At 56.2% G+C, this 16303-nt stretch carries 11 protein-coding genes; all 11 read right to left on the bottom strand.

Going from position 1 to position 16303, the window contains the following annotated elements:
- Positions 1-134: 134 nt before the first annotated feature.
- The 11 genes from drt3b to ASC86_RS17490 all read right to left on the bottom strand — a co-directional run bounded on the left by drt3b (position 135) and on the right by ASC86_RS17490 (position 15897).
- Positions 135-2207 (bottom strand): antiviral reverse transcriptase Drt3b, encoded by a 2073-nt coding sequence (drt3b, locus tag ASC86_RS17540; protein ID WP_056323962.1) that lies wholly within the window; start codon positions 2205-2207, stop codon positions 135-137.
- Entirely contained in the window at positions 2200-3546 is a 1347-nt protein-coding gene (drt3a, locus tag ASC86_RS17535) for an antiviral reverse transcriptase Drt3a (protein ID WP_056323960.1), read from the bottom strand. The genes drt3b and drt3a overlap by 8 nt, the downstream gene beginning before the upstream one ends.
- Before the next feature lie 400 nt (positions 3547-3946).
- A complete protein-coding gene (locus tag ASC86_RS17530; protein WP_056323958.1) occupies positions 3947-5641 on the bottom strand; it encodes a hypothetical protein in 1695 nt (564 codons plus the stop codon).
- A gap of 247 nt (positions 5642-5888) precedes the next feature.
- Complete coding sequence (locus ASC86_RS17525; RefSeq protein WP_056324315.1) at positions 5889-6554, bottom strand: hypothetical protein; 666 nt, start codon at positions 6552-6554, stop codon at positions 5889-5891.
- 205 nt (positions 6555-6759) lie between these two features.
- The gene (locus ASC86_RS17520; RefSeq protein ID WP_244477637.1) at positions 6760-7749 is read right to left on the bottom strand and encodes a restriction endonuclease; all 990 of its coding nucleotides are present in this window, start codon (positions 7747-7749) and stop codon (positions 6760-6762) included.
- Between the two features lie 3 nt (positions 7750-7752).
- Positions 7753-8595: a GIY-YIG nuclease family protein gene (locus tag ASC86_RS17515; protein WP_200943831.1), complete on the bottom strand. Its 843-nt coding sequence runs from the start codon at positions 8593-8595 to the stop codon at positions 7753-7755.
- A gap of 182 nt (positions 8596-8777) precedes the next feature.
- Positions 8778-9695 (bottom strand): hypothetical protein, encoded by a 918-nt coding sequence (locus ASC86_RS17510; protein ID WP_056323949.1) that lies wholly within the window; start codon positions 9693-9695, stop codon positions 8778-8780.
- On the bottom strand, positions 9692-11434 hold the full coding sequence (locus ASC86_RS17505; protein WP_056323948.1) for a restriction endonuclease subunit S: 1743 nt from the start codon (positions 11432-11434) through the stop codon (positions 9692-9694). Before ASC86_RS17505 ends, ASC86_RS17510 begins: the two co-directional genes overlap by 4 nt.
- Positions 11431-12885, bottom strand: coding sequence for a class I SAM-dependent DNA methyltransferase (locus ASC86_RS17500; RefSeq protein ID WP_056323945.1), 1455 nt, complete (start codon positions 12883-12885; stop codon positions 11431-11433). Before ASC86_RS17500 ends, ASC86_RS17505 begins: the two co-directional genes overlap by 4 nt.
- 53 nt (positions 12886-12938) lie before the next feature.
- On the bottom strand, positions 12939-15380 hold the full coding sequence (locus ASC86_RS17495) for a DEAD/DEAH box helicase family protein (protein ID WP_056323942.1): 2442 nt from the start codon (positions 15378-15380) through the stop codon (positions 12939-12941).
- A gap of 199 nt (positions 15381-15579) precedes the next feature.
- Positions 15580-15897, bottom strand: coding sequence for a hypothetical protein (locus ASC86_RS17490; RefSeq protein ID WP_056323939.1), 318 nt, complete (start codon positions 15895-15897; stop codon positions 15580-15582).
- Between the last annotated feature and the right edge of the window lie 406 nt (positions 15898-16303).

Genomic DNA, 16303 nt, shown 5'->3' with positions numbered 1-16303 from the left:
GTCGCGGTAATGACGGGGGATGAGACGGCCCGCTCCTGCCGTCTAGTTACCCAACCCCCAATTGATATAGGAGAAGCGAAGGCGCTTGTGTGTGGGCTGCCAACAGCCATTAAGGATAAAGCGGAGCGCCACAGTCAGTATACCTCACGGCTGCGCTTCGCGTCTAGCTCCTTCCCGAGGTCGAATTTATCACCCCAGGCGGTGAACCAATAATCGTTTGCGGACTGAACAGACGAGAGGCTTGCGGCATCCAGGCCGAAAGTCCCTCCGATCGCGATCTTGGTTGCGTTACTAATATAGGGACATACGATTAGATCAAACAACATGATCAACGTCTCGGCGTCGTTCGGGCAGTGAGCCTTCATATAGTTGAGTTTGACAATGACATGCGCCTCCACGAAGCCCCTTAGCTTCGCATAACGAATCTTGTCTTTGATGTAGGTCAGCAAGATCGTGATCGAAAAGTGGTTCATGAAGCCCGACGGGCGAACGTAATTCCCCGTGCCCTCTTCTTCCTCGATCAGAAAATGTCGGAGCAGGACCGAAACCGGCAGCCAATATTCCCGGCCGATCTGCGATAGGGATATGAGTAGGTAGAGGCTCTCGATCTCGCGATGAACGCTCATTGTGTTCTTTTCGAGCTGTTGCATAACGTTGTCGTGGACGTACTTAAACAGCAGGTGTTTTAGCTCGTATGACAGACCTTGTGCATGTAGAAAATCAACGGAGGCCGCGATCATCCGGCAGAGGCGAATCGTGTGATTGACCTTCGGGCTCGCCGAGTACGCGAAAAATGAGAACTCCATGATAGCGAGCAGGGTACTGGAGAGGCGCTTGCGATCGCGGTCTGACTTGCCGCTCTCAAGATAAGCTGTGAAGAGCTTCTCGATTTTGTTCTCGGTTATAGCGAACGTGTAATTCAGCAGATCGCCATAGGTAACACCTGCCTCCTTTAGTGCGGCCTTGTAACGGATGATCAGGCGGTTCGCATTGATCGCGCAGACCAACGTCTGCTTGGGCAATATGAAAGGATCGTCAAGCGGCTCTTCCACACACGCGGGATTGATCTCGTCATTCAGAAGGGTCGAGATTCGCTCTTTAGCGATTGTGATCTCGGTGATTATCGGCTTCTGATAGTGTTTAATCTTAGCCGTGTTGATGCTCAATTTTTTGGACTTGAGAGTTTCCTGAAGCGTCTCGAATATCTTTAGGTGGGTGGACTCCTGGTTGTAGAAAACAAAAAAATCATCCACGTACCGGAAAATTTCGTAATCGACCTTGTGGGTTAGTTTTGCCCCCTCGGCCAATTGCGTGATTAATTGCGCATCAATCGACTGCAAAATGATTTCTGCGAAAATTCGGGAAAACTCTGGGCCGATGACGATGCCGTTAGTTTCGTTATGATTCAAGTTCTGCATGAGAGCGTCGAATCTCCCCCCAAATGTACCCTTCGATTCCTCAAGACTAAATTTCGTCTGATCTTTTCCCAGCACGGCCCAAGGCAGCGAATGAGTGTAGATGCTGTCGAAGCATTTGCTCACATCAATCTGAACCATCGCATCGTATTTTTTCTCGCTTCGGTGATATTTGTACGACTCGAAAAACCGATGGATATTTCGGTATTTTCGATAGACGAAATAGGAACCGAGCTGTTCATACTCCCGGTCTTCTTCTTCCACCCCTGCGACGGCATCTAGGCGATCTTGATGGAGTTTGTCCTTAAAATAAGCATAGCGCGACACCGACACCGGATGGCGAATCGAGAATTCGCTTACGGAAGTATGATATATAATTAGCGCGCTGTGCGTTGCGTAGAAGCTCGCAACTGCAACTTGATTGCGCGGATGCACAACGCTTAGCGTGCGCCCGTCAAGATTATGAGCGACACGGAAATTGAACGGAATAGTCGCCATCTGGCATTTGCCGATGGGCACAGAGCGGCGCGTTTTCTGCTTGCCCCATTCATTCACAACTTCGGTTGCAATAACGGCCGTCGGCGTGAACCCGAATAGTAAGCGCATTGTCTGATCAAGGTTGGCCGTCTCGCAAATCCAGCGCAACTGCCCCTTTTCAATCTCAATGCTGTTGTCCCTCAAGAAGGCATAATAGCCCCGGTTGGAAAATGTCGGTGGCACCTCGAACGGCAACATGTCCGTTAGCACTGACCTTTGCTTCCTGTGGGTAAGCGAGACCCTCCGCTTAGCCATGCTTCCAGACCCTCACGATCATCTGCAGCTCTCTTGTACTGAAATTATGATACCGACGTTGCTCGAAGCCCGTAGTGAATTTTAGCTTTTTTAGCTGTTTTTGGAGGCTTGTTCGCTTGAGTTCCGCAATACGCGTCTTGAGGCGCTTATCGAGAAGTTTGAAACTCGATAAGTCTGTGACGATCGAGTTGTTGAAGTATATGCCGGTGGCTGCTCGTGACTTACTGTTGGACAGGCGCGTGTTGCCCGTGAGGAATTTTACGCGTCCTATCAGCTTCCTAAATGCCCCCTTAGGATTGACCGGTTTCTCCCTCCAATATTCCGCAAACACGGCATTCATCCGCGCCCGATATTTAGCCACCTTCGCGGCGCTAGGACTGATTTCAAACTGCCCGGGTTTGAGGTGAAACCGATAACCAAGATACTCGAACTTCTTAGCATCGTTGTCGACCAGCTTGAATTCAGAGGTCTTCGCCGCGTTGTGGGTGAGGCTATTGTCGCCGAATATTGCTATGATCAGGTCTTTAAAAGACCCAAGTATCTTGCCTGCTGGGGGCCTAGCGAACACGGCAACGATATCATCGACATAGCGGCAGTATAGTACCAAGCCAGGGATCGCCCGGATTGCATTGTCCACCGGCCGCAGATACAGCTCAGCCAAATAGGCGCTGATCCCGACGCCTCTAGGAACTCCTGTGGCCGTGCCGGAAATGTTGCCGTATGAGTCCAGCACCTGCTTGATGTATTTCTTTGAAGCTGGGCTTAATAGCTGGTCTCTGTCCAATTTCTCGACCAGCCTTTTTCGATCGATGCTTTCGTAGAACGAGGAAATATCTGTGCGGACCAACTCGAAAGGAAATTTGCTGCCGAGCATGTCGCGAAGCTGGCAGACTAGGTCGTGACGATTCGCTTGTTTCACGCCGTAAATCCGATGGACGTTGAATTGAAGTTGCTTAATCACGAAGAAAGTCTCGGGCTCTGCATCAATGCAGAAAACGGGCTTTCCCTTCGGTCCGTTTTTTTGGGACAGCTCGATTTTGAAGCTTGGCTTCAGCACCTTTTGGCTCATCTCATCCATTATGGCGTCCACTGCGGATGACTTAGCTGTCTTCAATTCGGCCAATTCAGCCTTCAACGCCATTAACTGCGTCTCGAAATCGGCAGCCGCCAGTGTGGCCTCGATTTTCCGTAGATTACGAACCTCCTGAATTTTGTCGCGTACCGCGAACGTGAACGGTTCGAGCGTCGGAAAATAGCGTGCTGCAAGGTCGACACCCTTGCGGTTCTCGGCATCATAGGTACGACGGAAGTTTTCCGCAGTGAACATCTGATCGAGCATTGCTGTTACTTCGTTCCATCTGATTCGGGTCGGTGGCTAGGCGCAATATTGCGCAACAATGAGTTGAACGCACCATTCAAATAGGCTCCATCAAGCACAAAGCCGAGTGGCTTGGTTTTAGTATCCTCCAATGTCTAGTTCGCCTCTCACGGACGGAATAATAACCACTCATCAGGCTATGCTCGAGCGCCGCTAACGGGGCACGCATGACTTTGCCAGATCGGATAATTATTTCCACCCTCAGTGTTTGCCCTTTTGTAGGACGAGACCATTCCACTGCGTGCGGTAGCATTGACAGTGCAACCCTACCTCTTGGCGAACAACGGGTGGCAAGTGTAATCGTCTTAGCGGCAATCACGAAGATGGGCGCAAGGGGATTGATGCGGGCAGGGGCGAAGCTCTAGCCTTCGGCTATTTCACCGCCTGCCGCCTCTGCATCCCTGGCATCAAGTCGCTGGATCAGGCCAAGCCGCATGGCCCGGCGCTTGTTGATGGGGCTCTCCTCCGCTATTTGCCGCAAGGCGAGTCCTGCTTTGTCCATGATGGTATGTATGCGTGGGTCTAGCCCACCTGTGTTAAGGTACTGGCGCATGCCTGAGATGATGTCGGACAGCTTTGACCCTTCGTAGGATTTCAGGATTCGGATGAATTCGCTTACCGGCAGCTTAGCGGCAACGTCGTATAGCTCTTCCTCATAACCTCGCTTACCAAGGGCAATGAGCACCTCGTCGGGGTTGAGCTTGGGTGCCTGCTCTGCCTCGGCCGCTACGATCTTTTCCTTTACCGGCGGCGTTAGCTCGTTACCGAATCGCTCAAGCCGGTTAACGTCGAAGGCGTCAGGCTTGGTTTTGTTGACCTCAATGTACCGGTCAACCAGCTGATGCGAGCGACCGTCTTCCAATTCCCGAAACAGGCGCTCGAAAATCGACATATCGCTAAGCGTCATAAACTCGATATTGCGCATGTAGCATTCAAAGAATTTGTCGAGGATACCCTGTGCCGGCTTCGTGAAGGAGTAGTGCATATCATCCCAGATGGCCCGCACCTCCTGTTCGACCTGATTTCTCGCATCGGCCCGATCAAGCTCAGCCGCATGCTTCTCGATCTCGCCTTTGTCAAAATAGCCGTTTTCGATGCCCTTCAACAACACCAGGTCAAAATCGCTGGTATGGGTGTAGTGGTACTTCAGAAGAAGGTCGCGCCACTTCATATCAAGGTCCACGTCGTCCTGCTTCGGGGAGTAAGTGTTGACCCGTTTCAGGTATTCGAGAGGCGGGGCTTTCTTCGGCTGAAAGTGGCTCCATCCCAGAAGTGTGATAACGGCGGCGGCATTTACGGTTACGATGTCCGAGTATTTGCCAATGAGCGGCAGCAAATCGTTCACCAGTGCATGTAACTTCCGGATGACACGTACGTTGGTGATGCCCAGCGCAATTGCGTTGTCGCGTACCAGCACTGAAACCTTGTCTGTTTCGGGAATGGCAATGCGGGCGACTTCCTCGCAGGTAGGCTCAAAGCGCAGATACACATCCACGACCTTCTCAAGGTAAGACGTGAATTCGGTCTCGTCTTTCAACTCCTCGTCATTAAGCAGCAGGACTACCTTAGATAAACGGTCATCCCTCAGCTGCGAGATGTAGCCGAGCACGTCCACGCTCCGCAGGTCTTCGCCTTTGCGCTCAAGATCATCAATGAGAATGAGTTGTTCACGGGCGAAAAGTGCCGCCACCTCGATTGCGGCCGTCATCGCATCCTCATGGACAAAGCTCGCCTTGTTCAAAGCCCACTTGCCCCACGACTTCAGGTTATCGACCACGTTGTTGACGTTATCGATATCAAAAGGCTTGCCGATCTGGTCGATATCGATGGCTGACTGGAAGATTTCCCGCTTCAGTTCCTTGATGGAATTCAGGCCGAACAGGGACGCCTTGGCGTACTTCTTCGCCTTGATCTTCTTCCCAGCCGCAGCCGCTTTCAGCACGTCGTCCCATGTGTAGGTCTTACCGGTGCCCCATGCTCCCCGGATGCACAGCACTTGCGGTTTGTCGTAAGCGAGGAATCGTTCGATGGCGGCACGGACGTTCTGAACAGACATGGGCGGGCTCCGAATTTATATTATTTCTTCCTGTCACGTGCCAGCCTCTACCGTTAGCCCGGAGATAGCTCGGCTGGTAGGCGGCGGACAGCGTGCTTTTTTAGCTGTCTTCAAACCTCTTCAGTAGAGCGAGGAATACCGCCTTGCTGTCAGCATCTCCGCCGAAAGCATCTTGTAGCTCTTGGTCACGGCGTCGTCGCGTCGCTGGATTGCATTGGATTGCGTCCAATCGGTGCAGCTCGGGCGCTTAATCATATTCCTCGGCCAAGGCCGCTCGCTCCGCAAGCAGAGCGCGATACCGATCAGTGAAGTTCTGCTCTTCGGTGCCTAGAAGAGGGTATCGATCAATGGAAAAGGTCTCGCCACGGATCACATCAAGGATACGGATTTCCGCTGGTGGCACCTGATCCAACGTTTCTAGCAAGAGCCATAACCCGAGCCTAGCCGCTTCGGCCGACAAGACCGGTTCCGGGGCGAAATATGGGTACATGTAATGCTCGATACCTTGCGCATCGCGGACGGACAGAATGCTGTCAACCTTCACCGTCGCTCCCAGATCAGGGGATTGGAAGTTGGATTTTAGCTGCTGCCCTGGCTGAAAGGGCGCGTTTGTCCAGCGTCTTCTTTCGGTCCACCACCTGAGGAAACCATCTCGCAGCCTGGGGTAGAGGTTGCTTCTCCGCCCATTTGCCTGAATGCGGGCTTGGACGGCGGTGTGAAGGTCCTCCATTCCAAAGACGTGAGCGCGCGCATCGGCCCAGAACGGCGCATAGAAATCACCTCCACCGCCGTCATCGCCCGCGTCCTTCGCTATCTCTTCTCGAATATCAGTTCGTAGAGCAGTACGTCTCGGCCCGTCCGCCAGAAACATGATTTTCAATAACTTCCTGAGATGGATACGGTCTATGCTCATGCCAGCTCCTTGCTGGCACAAGTCCAGCACTCGGTTGCATCTGCTTCGGAAGAAAATCATCCTGAGTTGAAGGTAGGAGCATATCCGGAAATTGCACAGTGCTAACAACGGCAATCCCAGGTAAAATTCTGAAAGGGCCGATCGATTTTAAATCCGCGCGTTCTGCCTGCAATGCGGAAACTATTTCCGCATCCGTCACGCACCATCATTCCTCGACGAAGAAATCCTCGTCGAGCCGCTTCACCTCCACGGTGCGGGCGATGCGCACGCCCACGCCGTGCTCGATCATGAGGTCGGCCAAGCGGTCGCCGTCGATCAACACGATGCGCTGCGGCAGGTGGCGAACGAAATCGGTGGCCGGGGCGGAGAAGCTGGATGTGGTGACGAAGACGCCCTTGGCGGCACCGACGCCGACGAGGCTGCCGAGAAAGCCCTGCACTTCTGGACGACCGACGCTGACATGTGACGCGTAGCGTTTGCCCTGCACATAGATGCGGTCGAGGCCAAGGCGGTCCTCGTCGATCACGCCATCGATGCCCCCATCGCCCGATCTGCCCAACCGGCGCGCGGCATTTTCATGGCTGCCGCCATAGCCCATGCCGACGAGAAGATCGACGATGGCGCGCTCGAAGAATGCCGGGCTCTGCGCCAGAATGCGTTGCAGCAGGTCCGCCTTCAGGGCTTGATGCAGTACAGCCTGCGCAGCATCGATCTGTTCCTCCGGCGTTGCGGAGGTCGTTGCATCGATGGTTTCACCGGCGCCAGCTGACGCGGCATTTGTGCCGCCAGTGCCGGATGTGCTGGACGCGTAGAACTCGGCAAAGGCCGGATAGGTTTTTAGCGTGTCAACATTGATACCGGCGGGATTGGTGGCCAGCAGCGCTCGGCCCGCCTGGCTTGCCACGAAGCGGCCGCGCGCGGGGCTATCGATCAGGCCCGCCTTAGTCATGTAAAACTTTGCCCAATGGATGCGATTGTGAAAAATGCGCTGACGGCCGCTCGGCAACATCTCCTCCCTCTGCGCGATGGACAGACCAAGCTGGTTGGCCAGCTTTTCCGCCGCATCCGGCACACGAGTTTCGCCGTCCGCCGCAAGCCGCAGAACGGGAAGCATCAGGGATTGGTAATCGGGAATTGCCATCGTGAGCCGGTACCCCGTTAAAAGACTACATGCCTGCCGGCCATCGGCCGACAATCTCTATTTTCCACCAAACCGCGATGCGCCAGGAACGGAGGCGAATATACTCTGCGCCTTCATCCAGTCACCGTTGAAGAATTCGCCGCCAAGGCTGGTCAGCTCTTTTTGGCCGCGGTCCTTGAAGACTTTCTCGGCGGCTTCCGCAGTCGCCTTGTTGTGGTAAAGCTGTGAGGTCATCTCGATCTTCCAGCGGCCCTTGGCTGCGGGCGGAAAGCCGCAGTTCAGCTCCTCCGCGCGCCGCCTGACGTCATTGGACACACCGATCTTGATCAGGCCCGATTTGTCGAATTGCGGCTTCGGCAGGCCCATCATGGCGAACCCGTCCCCTTCAAAACGGGCAAGGTAGAGAAGCGTTGGACCATCTTCGTAGGTCGATGTCCTCTCGCCGAAACTGCCCGGAAACGCTTCGGAGGGTTGAAACACCTCGGCAAGCGGTCTTCTCTTGACCACCGTCTCCGCGACAGGCGTCTCCCCGAAGACATTGACCTCGGTTACCTTCACTTTCAGCGCCAGATCGATTTCCGATGGTGTCAGCTCCGGGCTCCAGACAGCGATCGCTTGGCCTGCCTCGGCACGATAGGTCACGGGCGCGATGGTTTCGAGCAGCATCGGCTCATCGACCCGCCATGCACGCACAACCGGTAATGCGTGGCTCCATTTCTCCGTCCAGCCATTGTCGCTTTTGCGTTTCAAGCCAAGGGATGAGGCTTTGTCGATGTCGCGAACACGTCGCGCCTCGACCTGCAGAAACCCCAGAACACGGTGGCGTTCGTTCTTGCTGGTCTCTGCGGAGGCGGCTCCATAGATCATGAACAGATCGCCATCCTTGACCAGCCCCAGCATCCGATCGCGGGACGCCTCGTCGGTCCAGCCGAGATAGCCGTCTTCTTCCGGGCTAAAACCATAGAAGGAACGCAGGCGGATGGAGCGGGGTTTTTCCAGTAACGCGGTCATGCGGCATTCCTTACCGGGTGATTGTATTTATTTGGCTTCTCTCATCGATCAGCCTTGGCCGCTATGCCAAGTCATCTCTCACGGTGTTCAAACTGCTTGCTCCAGCTCTCCCCCGCGATCACGCGGATACCATCAGCCCGATAACCTTCAGCTAAAAACACCTCGCGTAGCTGATCTGCGGTGCGTTTTGCACCCACCCAGTCACCTCGCTCAAGTAACGGTCGAATCTTAGGATGGATAGCGACGTCCACATCGGCTATCTCCCGCTCCGCAGCGAGCGTTGATCCTCCTTCCGCGCTAACAAGGCTTAGAGCCGGTTCGAAGTAGTAGCGCCATTCTGCGTCAGGCTCCGGTAGTTCAATTGGGTCCAGCGGTTCAGGCTCAGGATCGCGCCAATAGAACTCCAGGGTTTCATTCCGGAAAAAAGAGAAGGAGCCTACATGCAGTGAACAACTGTTGTTATTGACGCATATGAGGCGCAACGCTTGGAGCTTCGCTTTCGCCTTGTCCGCATTCGTCGGGGCAGAAGAACGTCCTTTGCTCTCGAAGGCGAGCCAATGTCCAGTGTAATCCTGCCCGATCAAGTCCGGTCGAGAGCGTCCAAGAATGAGTGGATTCAGGTCGCTACGGAAAACATCCAGATGTAGGAGCCAGGGAGTTCTGAGGAGCTGACCAGCAAAGACCTTACAGAGCATCATGCCCAGAAAATAGCTGACCATTCCCTTTTCTGTCGGGTCCAGCGCGGCGAAGGCGTCAGTCCGCTGCAGCCGACCGTGCCAGCCTTCTTGAATGGCCATCCGCACGAGCGCCAACCTAAAAATGGCTTCGTGGGCCGACGCCGGTCCATGCCGAAATACGTGGTAGGTACTGGGCCGACCGATCGTTATCGCTGCCCAAAGCAATTCATCCCAGGTTGTTGTGAGTGTCCCGGATCGGATTGCATAGACGCTGGGGAAGTCCACACTCTGGTGGTCGATCCGAAGTGTCATTCTGCCGCCTCCTGCAGCACCTCGGCATCGACAGGTGCCAGCGCCTCGGCCAGCAGCGCGTCGAGCAGTTTTTTCCGCGTCTCGTCAGCGTGGGTCAGGCTGGATTCCAACTGATCGCAGAGCGCCATGAGTTCATCGACCTTGGCGACGATGCGATGTTGTTCGGCGAGCGGTGGGAGGGGGAATGGGCATGCTCGGAGCTGCGTCATGTTGATCGATGCGAGGTTAGTTGTCTGCTTCGACGCATTCTCGAAAAAGGCCCGCCCGAGGTGGCTATTTACGTAGGTGATGATCCAAGCGGGCGAAACATCGGCCGATGGCGGTCTGACGCGAAAGATGTGGTTCTGATGGATGCAATTGGGAATCTCGTCGCGCCATATCGCGGCGCGTCCCAACTTGTCCCAGTCACCTCCCTCGGTCATGAGAACGTCACCTTCTCTAAGAGCATATCGTTCAATATCGCTTCGTCGAACCGAAATTGTCTTGATCACGGTAAGATCAAGATGCCCGCGTTGCACATTGGCAACCCGAAGATAGGGCGCATCTGCTGCCTCGGACGGAGACACCTTCTGCCCCTTCGTCACGCCGCTGACGATTACAAAGAGATCGTCAAAGGACGACAAAACCCATTCGTCCGGAACATCGAACCACAGATCAGAACGGCCTAGCTTTTTTACTGGTGGCCGCGCCCGAAGACTTTCATCTCTGCAAGCAGCACTCTGCGCGGCCATCAGGCGCTTCAACAACTCCTCTGCCGGCTCATCCGCCGGGTCCTGCGGCACGAGCTTGCCGCGGACGGCGAGGTTGAGGATGGTCTGGCGCATCTGCTTGATCTGGTCCGGCCGGGCGGTGAGCGCCGGCAGGGCATCGAGCGCGAAGCGCGCGTCTTCGCGGAAGGTCTCCGGGTCGGGGGTGTTGAGGCGGGCAAGGCTTGCACTCGCCAGCCGGTCCCGCTTCGTCTCCCTCTCCATTCGCGCCGCTTCCAGCGCGTCGCAAAGCGCCATCAGTTCATCGACCTTGGCGACGATGCGGTGCTGTTCGGCAAGGGGTGGAAGGGGGAAAGGAGAGTTCGCGAAATAGTCAGTCGGTACACGCTTTTGGCCGGCGGTTCCCGTCATTTTAGGAATGCCGGTTTCTATGAAATGGGGGCTCTTCCAAAAGAGCAAAATGTAGTCTGCCACGACCAGCAATGGGCGAACGACGTGAAGTTCAGTCGTTCCGCTGCCTATGCCGCCAGTCAAATTCCTAAAGACCGTCGACTTCCCATTTTCGAAACAAGGCGTGATCTTCGCGAGACCGACATCGCCCTCGGCGAAATGCGTATACCCCTTTTTGATCTCGCCCCAAGGACGGACTTCGTGCCTGTTCGCAACACCATATTCGGCAGCTATCAAAGGCATGGGAACAAATGACTTTTCCAGTGTGTCAGGCGCATCGTTTCGGGGGCTCACAATCCCGACTTCAGCGATTTGCGACCAAGACCAATTCGATGGAATTGAAAAGGGAGCGTCAACTACTGCGCTATGAGGCTTGGGAGTTCGAATTTCCCCTGCTTTGAGCAGCCGCGCCTTTTCCTCCGCAATCCGCTTCAATAGCTCCGACGCCGGCTCGTCTTCGAAATCCTGCGGCACAAGCTTGCCCCGTACGGCTAGATCGAGAATGAACCGCCGTAGTCTGGCAATCGCATCCGGGGCATCGGCAATCTTTTCGTAATGCTGCAACAGGCGTTCGGCGTTCATCGGGCCAGCGCCTCGGCCAGAATGCTCTTCAGCTGGTCGCGCAGGCGGGCCGCACTGGTTTCGGCAGCCGTCAACTCTTCCAGCAGGGTCTGCGGGTCGCCATGGTCATCGGCCACCGTGTGCGGGTTCTTGAAATCCAGATTATAGCCGCGCGCCTTCACGTCTTCCAGGGTTACGCGCCAGGCCTGCGGGCCTTCTTCGCGGCCCTTGCGCTCCGTGCCACCCCACCAGTCGACGCAGTCCTGCAGATGCTCCTGCCGGATCGGCTTGGTCATGGAATAGGCCTTCTGGCCTTCCGGCACGCGGTGTTCCCAATACCAGATGTCCTTGGTCGGCGTGCCCTTTTCGAAGAACAGCAGATTGGTGCCGATCGAGGCATAGGGCTTGAAGACGGAATTGGGCAGGCGCACGATGGTGTGTAGATTGCACTCCTCCAGGAGATGCTCCTTCAGCCGCGTCTTGATGCCTTCGCCAAACAGCGAGCCATCCGGCAGGACGACGGCGGCGCGGCCGCCATCCTTCAGCAGGCGCACAATCAGCGCCAGAAACAGGTCTGCGGTTTCCTTGGTGCGAAAGGTCGGAAAGTTGTTTTCGATGCCGTCTTCCTCGCGCCCGCCAAATGGCGGGTTGGTGAGCACGATATCGACGCGCTCATCCTTCCCCCAGGAAATCAGCGGGCGGGCGAGCGTGTTGTCGTGACGCACGAAGCTTGGGTCTTCGATGCCGTGCAGCAGCATGTTGGTGACGCAGAGCATATGCGGCAGCGGCTTCTTTTCCACGGCGCGCAAGCCGGCCTGCATCTTATCGCGGCTCTCCGGCGTGCGGACATGGTGCTTTTCCATGTGGCGGATGGCGCAGGTCAGGAAGCCGCCGGTGCCGCAGGCGGGGTCGAACAGGATTTCCCCGGGTTTCGGGTCGATGCGCTCCACCATGAAGGCGGTCAGCGCACGCGGGGTGTAATATTCGCCGGCATTGCCGGCCGACTGCAGGTCGTTCAAAATCTGCTCGTAGATTTCGCCAAAATGCTGGCGTTCCGTTAGGCTGTTGAAATCGACGTCGCTGATCTTGTTGACCACCTGGCGGATCAACTGGCCTGATTTCATGTAGTTATAGGCATCCTCGAACAGATCGCGCACCACGCGGCGGCGATCCCCCGGCTGTGCCGAGACCGGCACCGTTTTCAGCGCCGGAAACAGCTCCATGTTGACGAAGTTCATGAGCGCCTCGCCGGTAATGCCTTCCGGGTCTGCCGCCCAGTTGCGCCACTGGAATTTCTCCGGGATGGGCGAAACGTAATTGTCGTGCGTCAGCTCCAGTTCCTGGTCCTGATCGTCCATGATTTTCAGGAAAAACATCCAGCAGAGCTGGCTGATGCGCTGGGCATCGCCATCGACGCCGGCATCCTGGCGCATGATATCCTGGATGGATTTGACGGTGTTACGGACTGACATGGGGCTGCTTCATTCTGTTATTGGCTGCGTGGGGCACTCGGGAGGGTGTAGCCTCACGAGGCATCCTCGTAAATTGCGTTCTGCATGGCGTGGACCGCCTGTTCGAAAGCTAGCTTGCCACCGAAGGCGCGAAGAAGCTCTACGGGCATGCCGAGCGTGTTGGCGGGTGGTATGCGCAGCACATTGGTATCGTCGAGGTTCAGGACGCCCTCATCCGCGTATTTGGTCAGCAGCATGTCCAGAACGGCCCGCGCCTTGCCCTCGTACCGGCCAAAGACATCGCGCTTCTTCACATTGTCAGCACGTTCCTGCCGTGTCAGCGGCTTGCGGTCAAAGGCGATGTGGCAGACGAGATCGAAGGGATCAAGGTCGATGCCAAGTTCCTTGGCGATTGCATCCAGCGGCAGGCCTTCGGCCGCCAGTTCCTTCACCAGCGCGTCCTTGCGCTCCTCGGAATTCCAACGGCGCAGGAACGCATCGAGACTGGCGAAATGGCGAAGCAGCGCTGCCTTGGTGAAATCGCGCAGGCTTTCGGTGACAAGCTTGCCATTGGCATCCAGGTATTCGACGCGCTCCGCGACAACCCGCACTCTGATACCATCGACGTAGACCTTCTTCTGGCGTTCGCCGCCGCCCGGAAACGTTACGTCCCCGTCCCCAGTGGTTGGCGGTTCGGCAGTGTATTCGTCCTGATCGTTGTCTTCAAAGCCGCGAGGCTCCACATCCGGCGGGGTGATCGGGTCGCCCTCGCCCGCCTCGTATATCTGCACCGGATCGCCATCGAATTCGGGATCGGCGAAGTGGTTGGTCGCGCCGCGGAAATCCATCAGCGTGAAATAGTACTTCTGCGTATCCTCATGCACCCGCGTGCCGCGGCCGACGATCTGCTTGAACTCGGTCATCGACCCTACGGGGCGATCCAGCACGATGAGGCGGCAGGTCTGGGCATCGACGCCGGTGGAGAGCAGACGAGACGTCGTGACGATCACCGGGTACCGCGATTCCGGATCGATGAAGTTGCCGATCTGCGCCTGGCCGAGGGTGTCGCTTCCGGTGATGCGCATCACGTAGCGGGGATTCCCGTCGCAGAGGTCCTTGTTGTCGTTAATCAGCGCCTGGCGCATACGGGCCGCATGCTCTTCGTCAACGCAGAAGACGATAGTCTTCTGAAAACGGTCGCCGCTCTCCTTCAGGAACTCGGTCACCTTTGCGGACACCAGCTCGGTGCGGTCATCCAAAACCAGGGTCCTATCGAAATCCTTGGCGTTGTAAATGCGGTCCTCGACCTCCTCGCCATCCCGATCCAGCTGGCCCTTTTCTGGCCGATAGCCTTCAACGTCGCGGTCGATGTGGACCTTGATCACCTTGTAAGGTGCGAGAAAGCCGTCGCTGATGCCCTGTTTCAGGGAGTAGGTGAATACCGGCTCGCCGAAATAGGCGGTGTTGGACACGTATTCCGTTTCTTTCGGCGTCGCCGTCAAACCGATCTGACTGGCAGCGGAGAAGTACTCCAGGATTTCGCGCCAGGCTGAATCTTCGGCAGCACTGCCGCGATGGCACTCGTCGATAACGATCAGGTCGAAGAAATCCGGCGAGAACTCGCGGAAAAGCTTCTGCCGTTCTTCTGGGCCGGTGATGGCCTGATAGAGGCCGAGATAGATTTCGTAGGACGCATCGATACGACGCTTACGATCGAGCGCAAGCGGTACGTCAACATTGGACCCGTCGGCGCGCTCTATGGTCTTTGACTTGCTCGAAAGCTTTGCCATCGCACCGCCGAACGGACGGAAATCGTTGATCATGGTCTGGTCGATCAGAACGTTGCGATCGGCCAGGAAGAGGATACGTTTCTTGCGCTTGGCCTTCCACAGACGCCAGATGATCTGGAAGGCGGTATAGGTTTTCCCTGTGCCCGTCGCCATGACCAACAGGACACGGTCCTGCCCCTTGGCGATGGCCTCGATGGCCGCGTTGACGGCGTTCACCTGATAATAGCGCGGAGCCTTGCCGCTGCCGTCATCATAATAGTCCTGAAGCACCAAGGCTTCCGCAGAGGTATCCAGGCCCTTCCATCGGCTATAGAGCCTCCAAAGCTCAACCGGCGACGGGAACTGCTCAAGGCGGAGGTTTTCCTCCTTCACGTCGCGCAGGCCTGTCCGATCGTGGAAGACGAAGCCATCGCCATTCGAGGCAAAGACGAAGGGGATCGCCAGCGTTTCAGCGTAGTCCAGTCCCTGCTGGAGGCCATCGCCTACCGCATGACTGTTATCCTTCGCCTCGATGAGCGCGATCGGGATATTGGGCTTGTAGTAGAGGACAACGTCCGCCTTCTTGGCGTTGCCGCGGGCGACGAGCTTCCCGCGGACAGTAATGCGCCCCTTGGTGAAGAAGACCTCTTCACGGACCTGCAGCATCATATCCCATCCAGCCTGCCTGACGGCCGGCAGAATGAACTTCGTGCAGATATCGCGTTCCGTCAAAGAGCGCTTGTCCATCTGGATGCCGTTTCCCCCGCAATCTCATTGATTACTCAATATGAATAGTGTTCGCGGCAGTAATGCAACCCTGAGAATAGGAGATGGCGGAAGGATGGATTTCCGATTCCTCTGCAAACGCCGTGATGCCGAGTAATGGGGAGAAGACGACCATTAGAACCGAACGGCGTTTGCAAAGCACAAATGAAAGAGAGCCAGATCAGAATGGCGCGAGATGGCGCTTGGGGCGGAAGGGGTAGAGGCCGTCGCTGTACCGATCGGCAAGCTCATGAAAGACGTTCTCGCTCTCACGCACGTCGAATCCTTGGCGCTCCAGATCATCAACAATTGAATCCCTGACCTTGCCCAGCGCGCGGTCGGGGTCCTTCTGTGCTTGCGCGGCGGTGATCATCTGCCAAAGCAGAACACGTGCGAGATCGTCACGGGACGGACGGCAGCGCGCCTTGGCATCCTCACGTACAAGCTGTTGGCGTTCAGCCTGCTCGGCGTTGCGTTGTTTCTTGGGTTTCCTTGGCATCTTGCGCTCCTTGTTGGTGGAGCCTCAGCGTGAGCGCCGGCGATGCAAGCGACAAACGCCAGTTGCCCCGAAAGAACCCGATAGCCTATCCACCAGTGCGTTGCCCGCAACCGACGTTGACCCCGGAATCGCAAATCCGGAGTTCGGCAACGAGAACGCAGAGATCGGAATCGCGGCAGGGTAAATTGAGATGAGGCGTAATGATGTGCAGGCACCTCGACACGCATCGTCGCAATTCAGGACACGTCAGTATGAGGTGCCGTCAGGTCGTGGCGATCTGAGAAGACGTGATACGACGCATGTTGGTGCGACCGTCGAGCGCCTGACCGCCTCAGGCAACGCGGTCTTGGACTTCGGAATCGATAATCCTGACGTCAGAATCGCATTCCAAGAGATCGGAATCGCA

The organism is Rhizobium sp. Root1212 (genome assembly GCF_001424985.1).
Classification (GTDB): Bacteria; Pseudomonadota; Alphaproteobacteria; order Rhizobiales; family Rhizobiaceae; genus Pararhizobium.
Note: the sequence above shows the minus strand (reverse complement) of the source record. Positions and strands in the feature narration are given on the sequence as shown.

Coding starts and splice junctions, on each gene's coding strand:
- drt3b (WP_056323962.1), bottom strand. CDS start 2,207: ATGGCTAAGCGGAGGGTCTCGCTTACCCACAGGAAGCAAAGGTCAGTG.
- ASC86_RS17525 (WP_056324315.1), bottom strand. CDS start 6,554: ATGAGCATAGACCGTATCCATCTCAGGAAGTTATTGAAAATCATGTTT.
- ASC86_RS17515 (WP_200943831.1), bottom strand. CDS start 8,595: ATGCTGGGGCTGGTCAAGGATGGCGATCTGTTCATGATCTATGGAGCC.
- ASC86_RS17500 (WP_056323945.1), bottom strand. CDS start 12,885: ATGTCAGTCCGTAACACCGTCAAATCCATCCAGGATATCATGCGCCAG.
- ASC86_RS17510 (WP_056323949.1), bottom strand. CDS start 9,695: ATGACACTTCGGATCGACCACCAGAGTGTGGACTTCCCCAGCGTCTAT.
- ASC86_RS17495 (WP_056323942.1), bottom strand. CDS start 15,380: ATGGACAAGCGCTCTTTGACGGAACGCGATATCTGCACGAAGTTCATT.
- drt3a (WP_056323960.1), bottom strand. CDS start 3,546: ATGCTCGATCAGATGTTCACTGCGGAAAACTTCCGTCGTACCTATGAT.
- ASC86_RS17530 (WP_056323958.1), bottom strand. CDS start 5,641: ATGTCTGTTCAGAACGTCCGTGCCGCCATCGAACGATTCCTCGCTTAC.
- ASC86_RS17490 (WP_056323939.1), bottom strand. CDS start 15,897: ATGCCAAGGAAACCCAAGAAACAACGCAACGCCGAGCAGGCTGAACGC.
- ASC86_RS17505 (WP_056323948.1), bottom strand. CDS start 11,434: ATGAACGCCGAACGCCTGTTGCAGCATTACGAAAAGATTGCCGATGCC.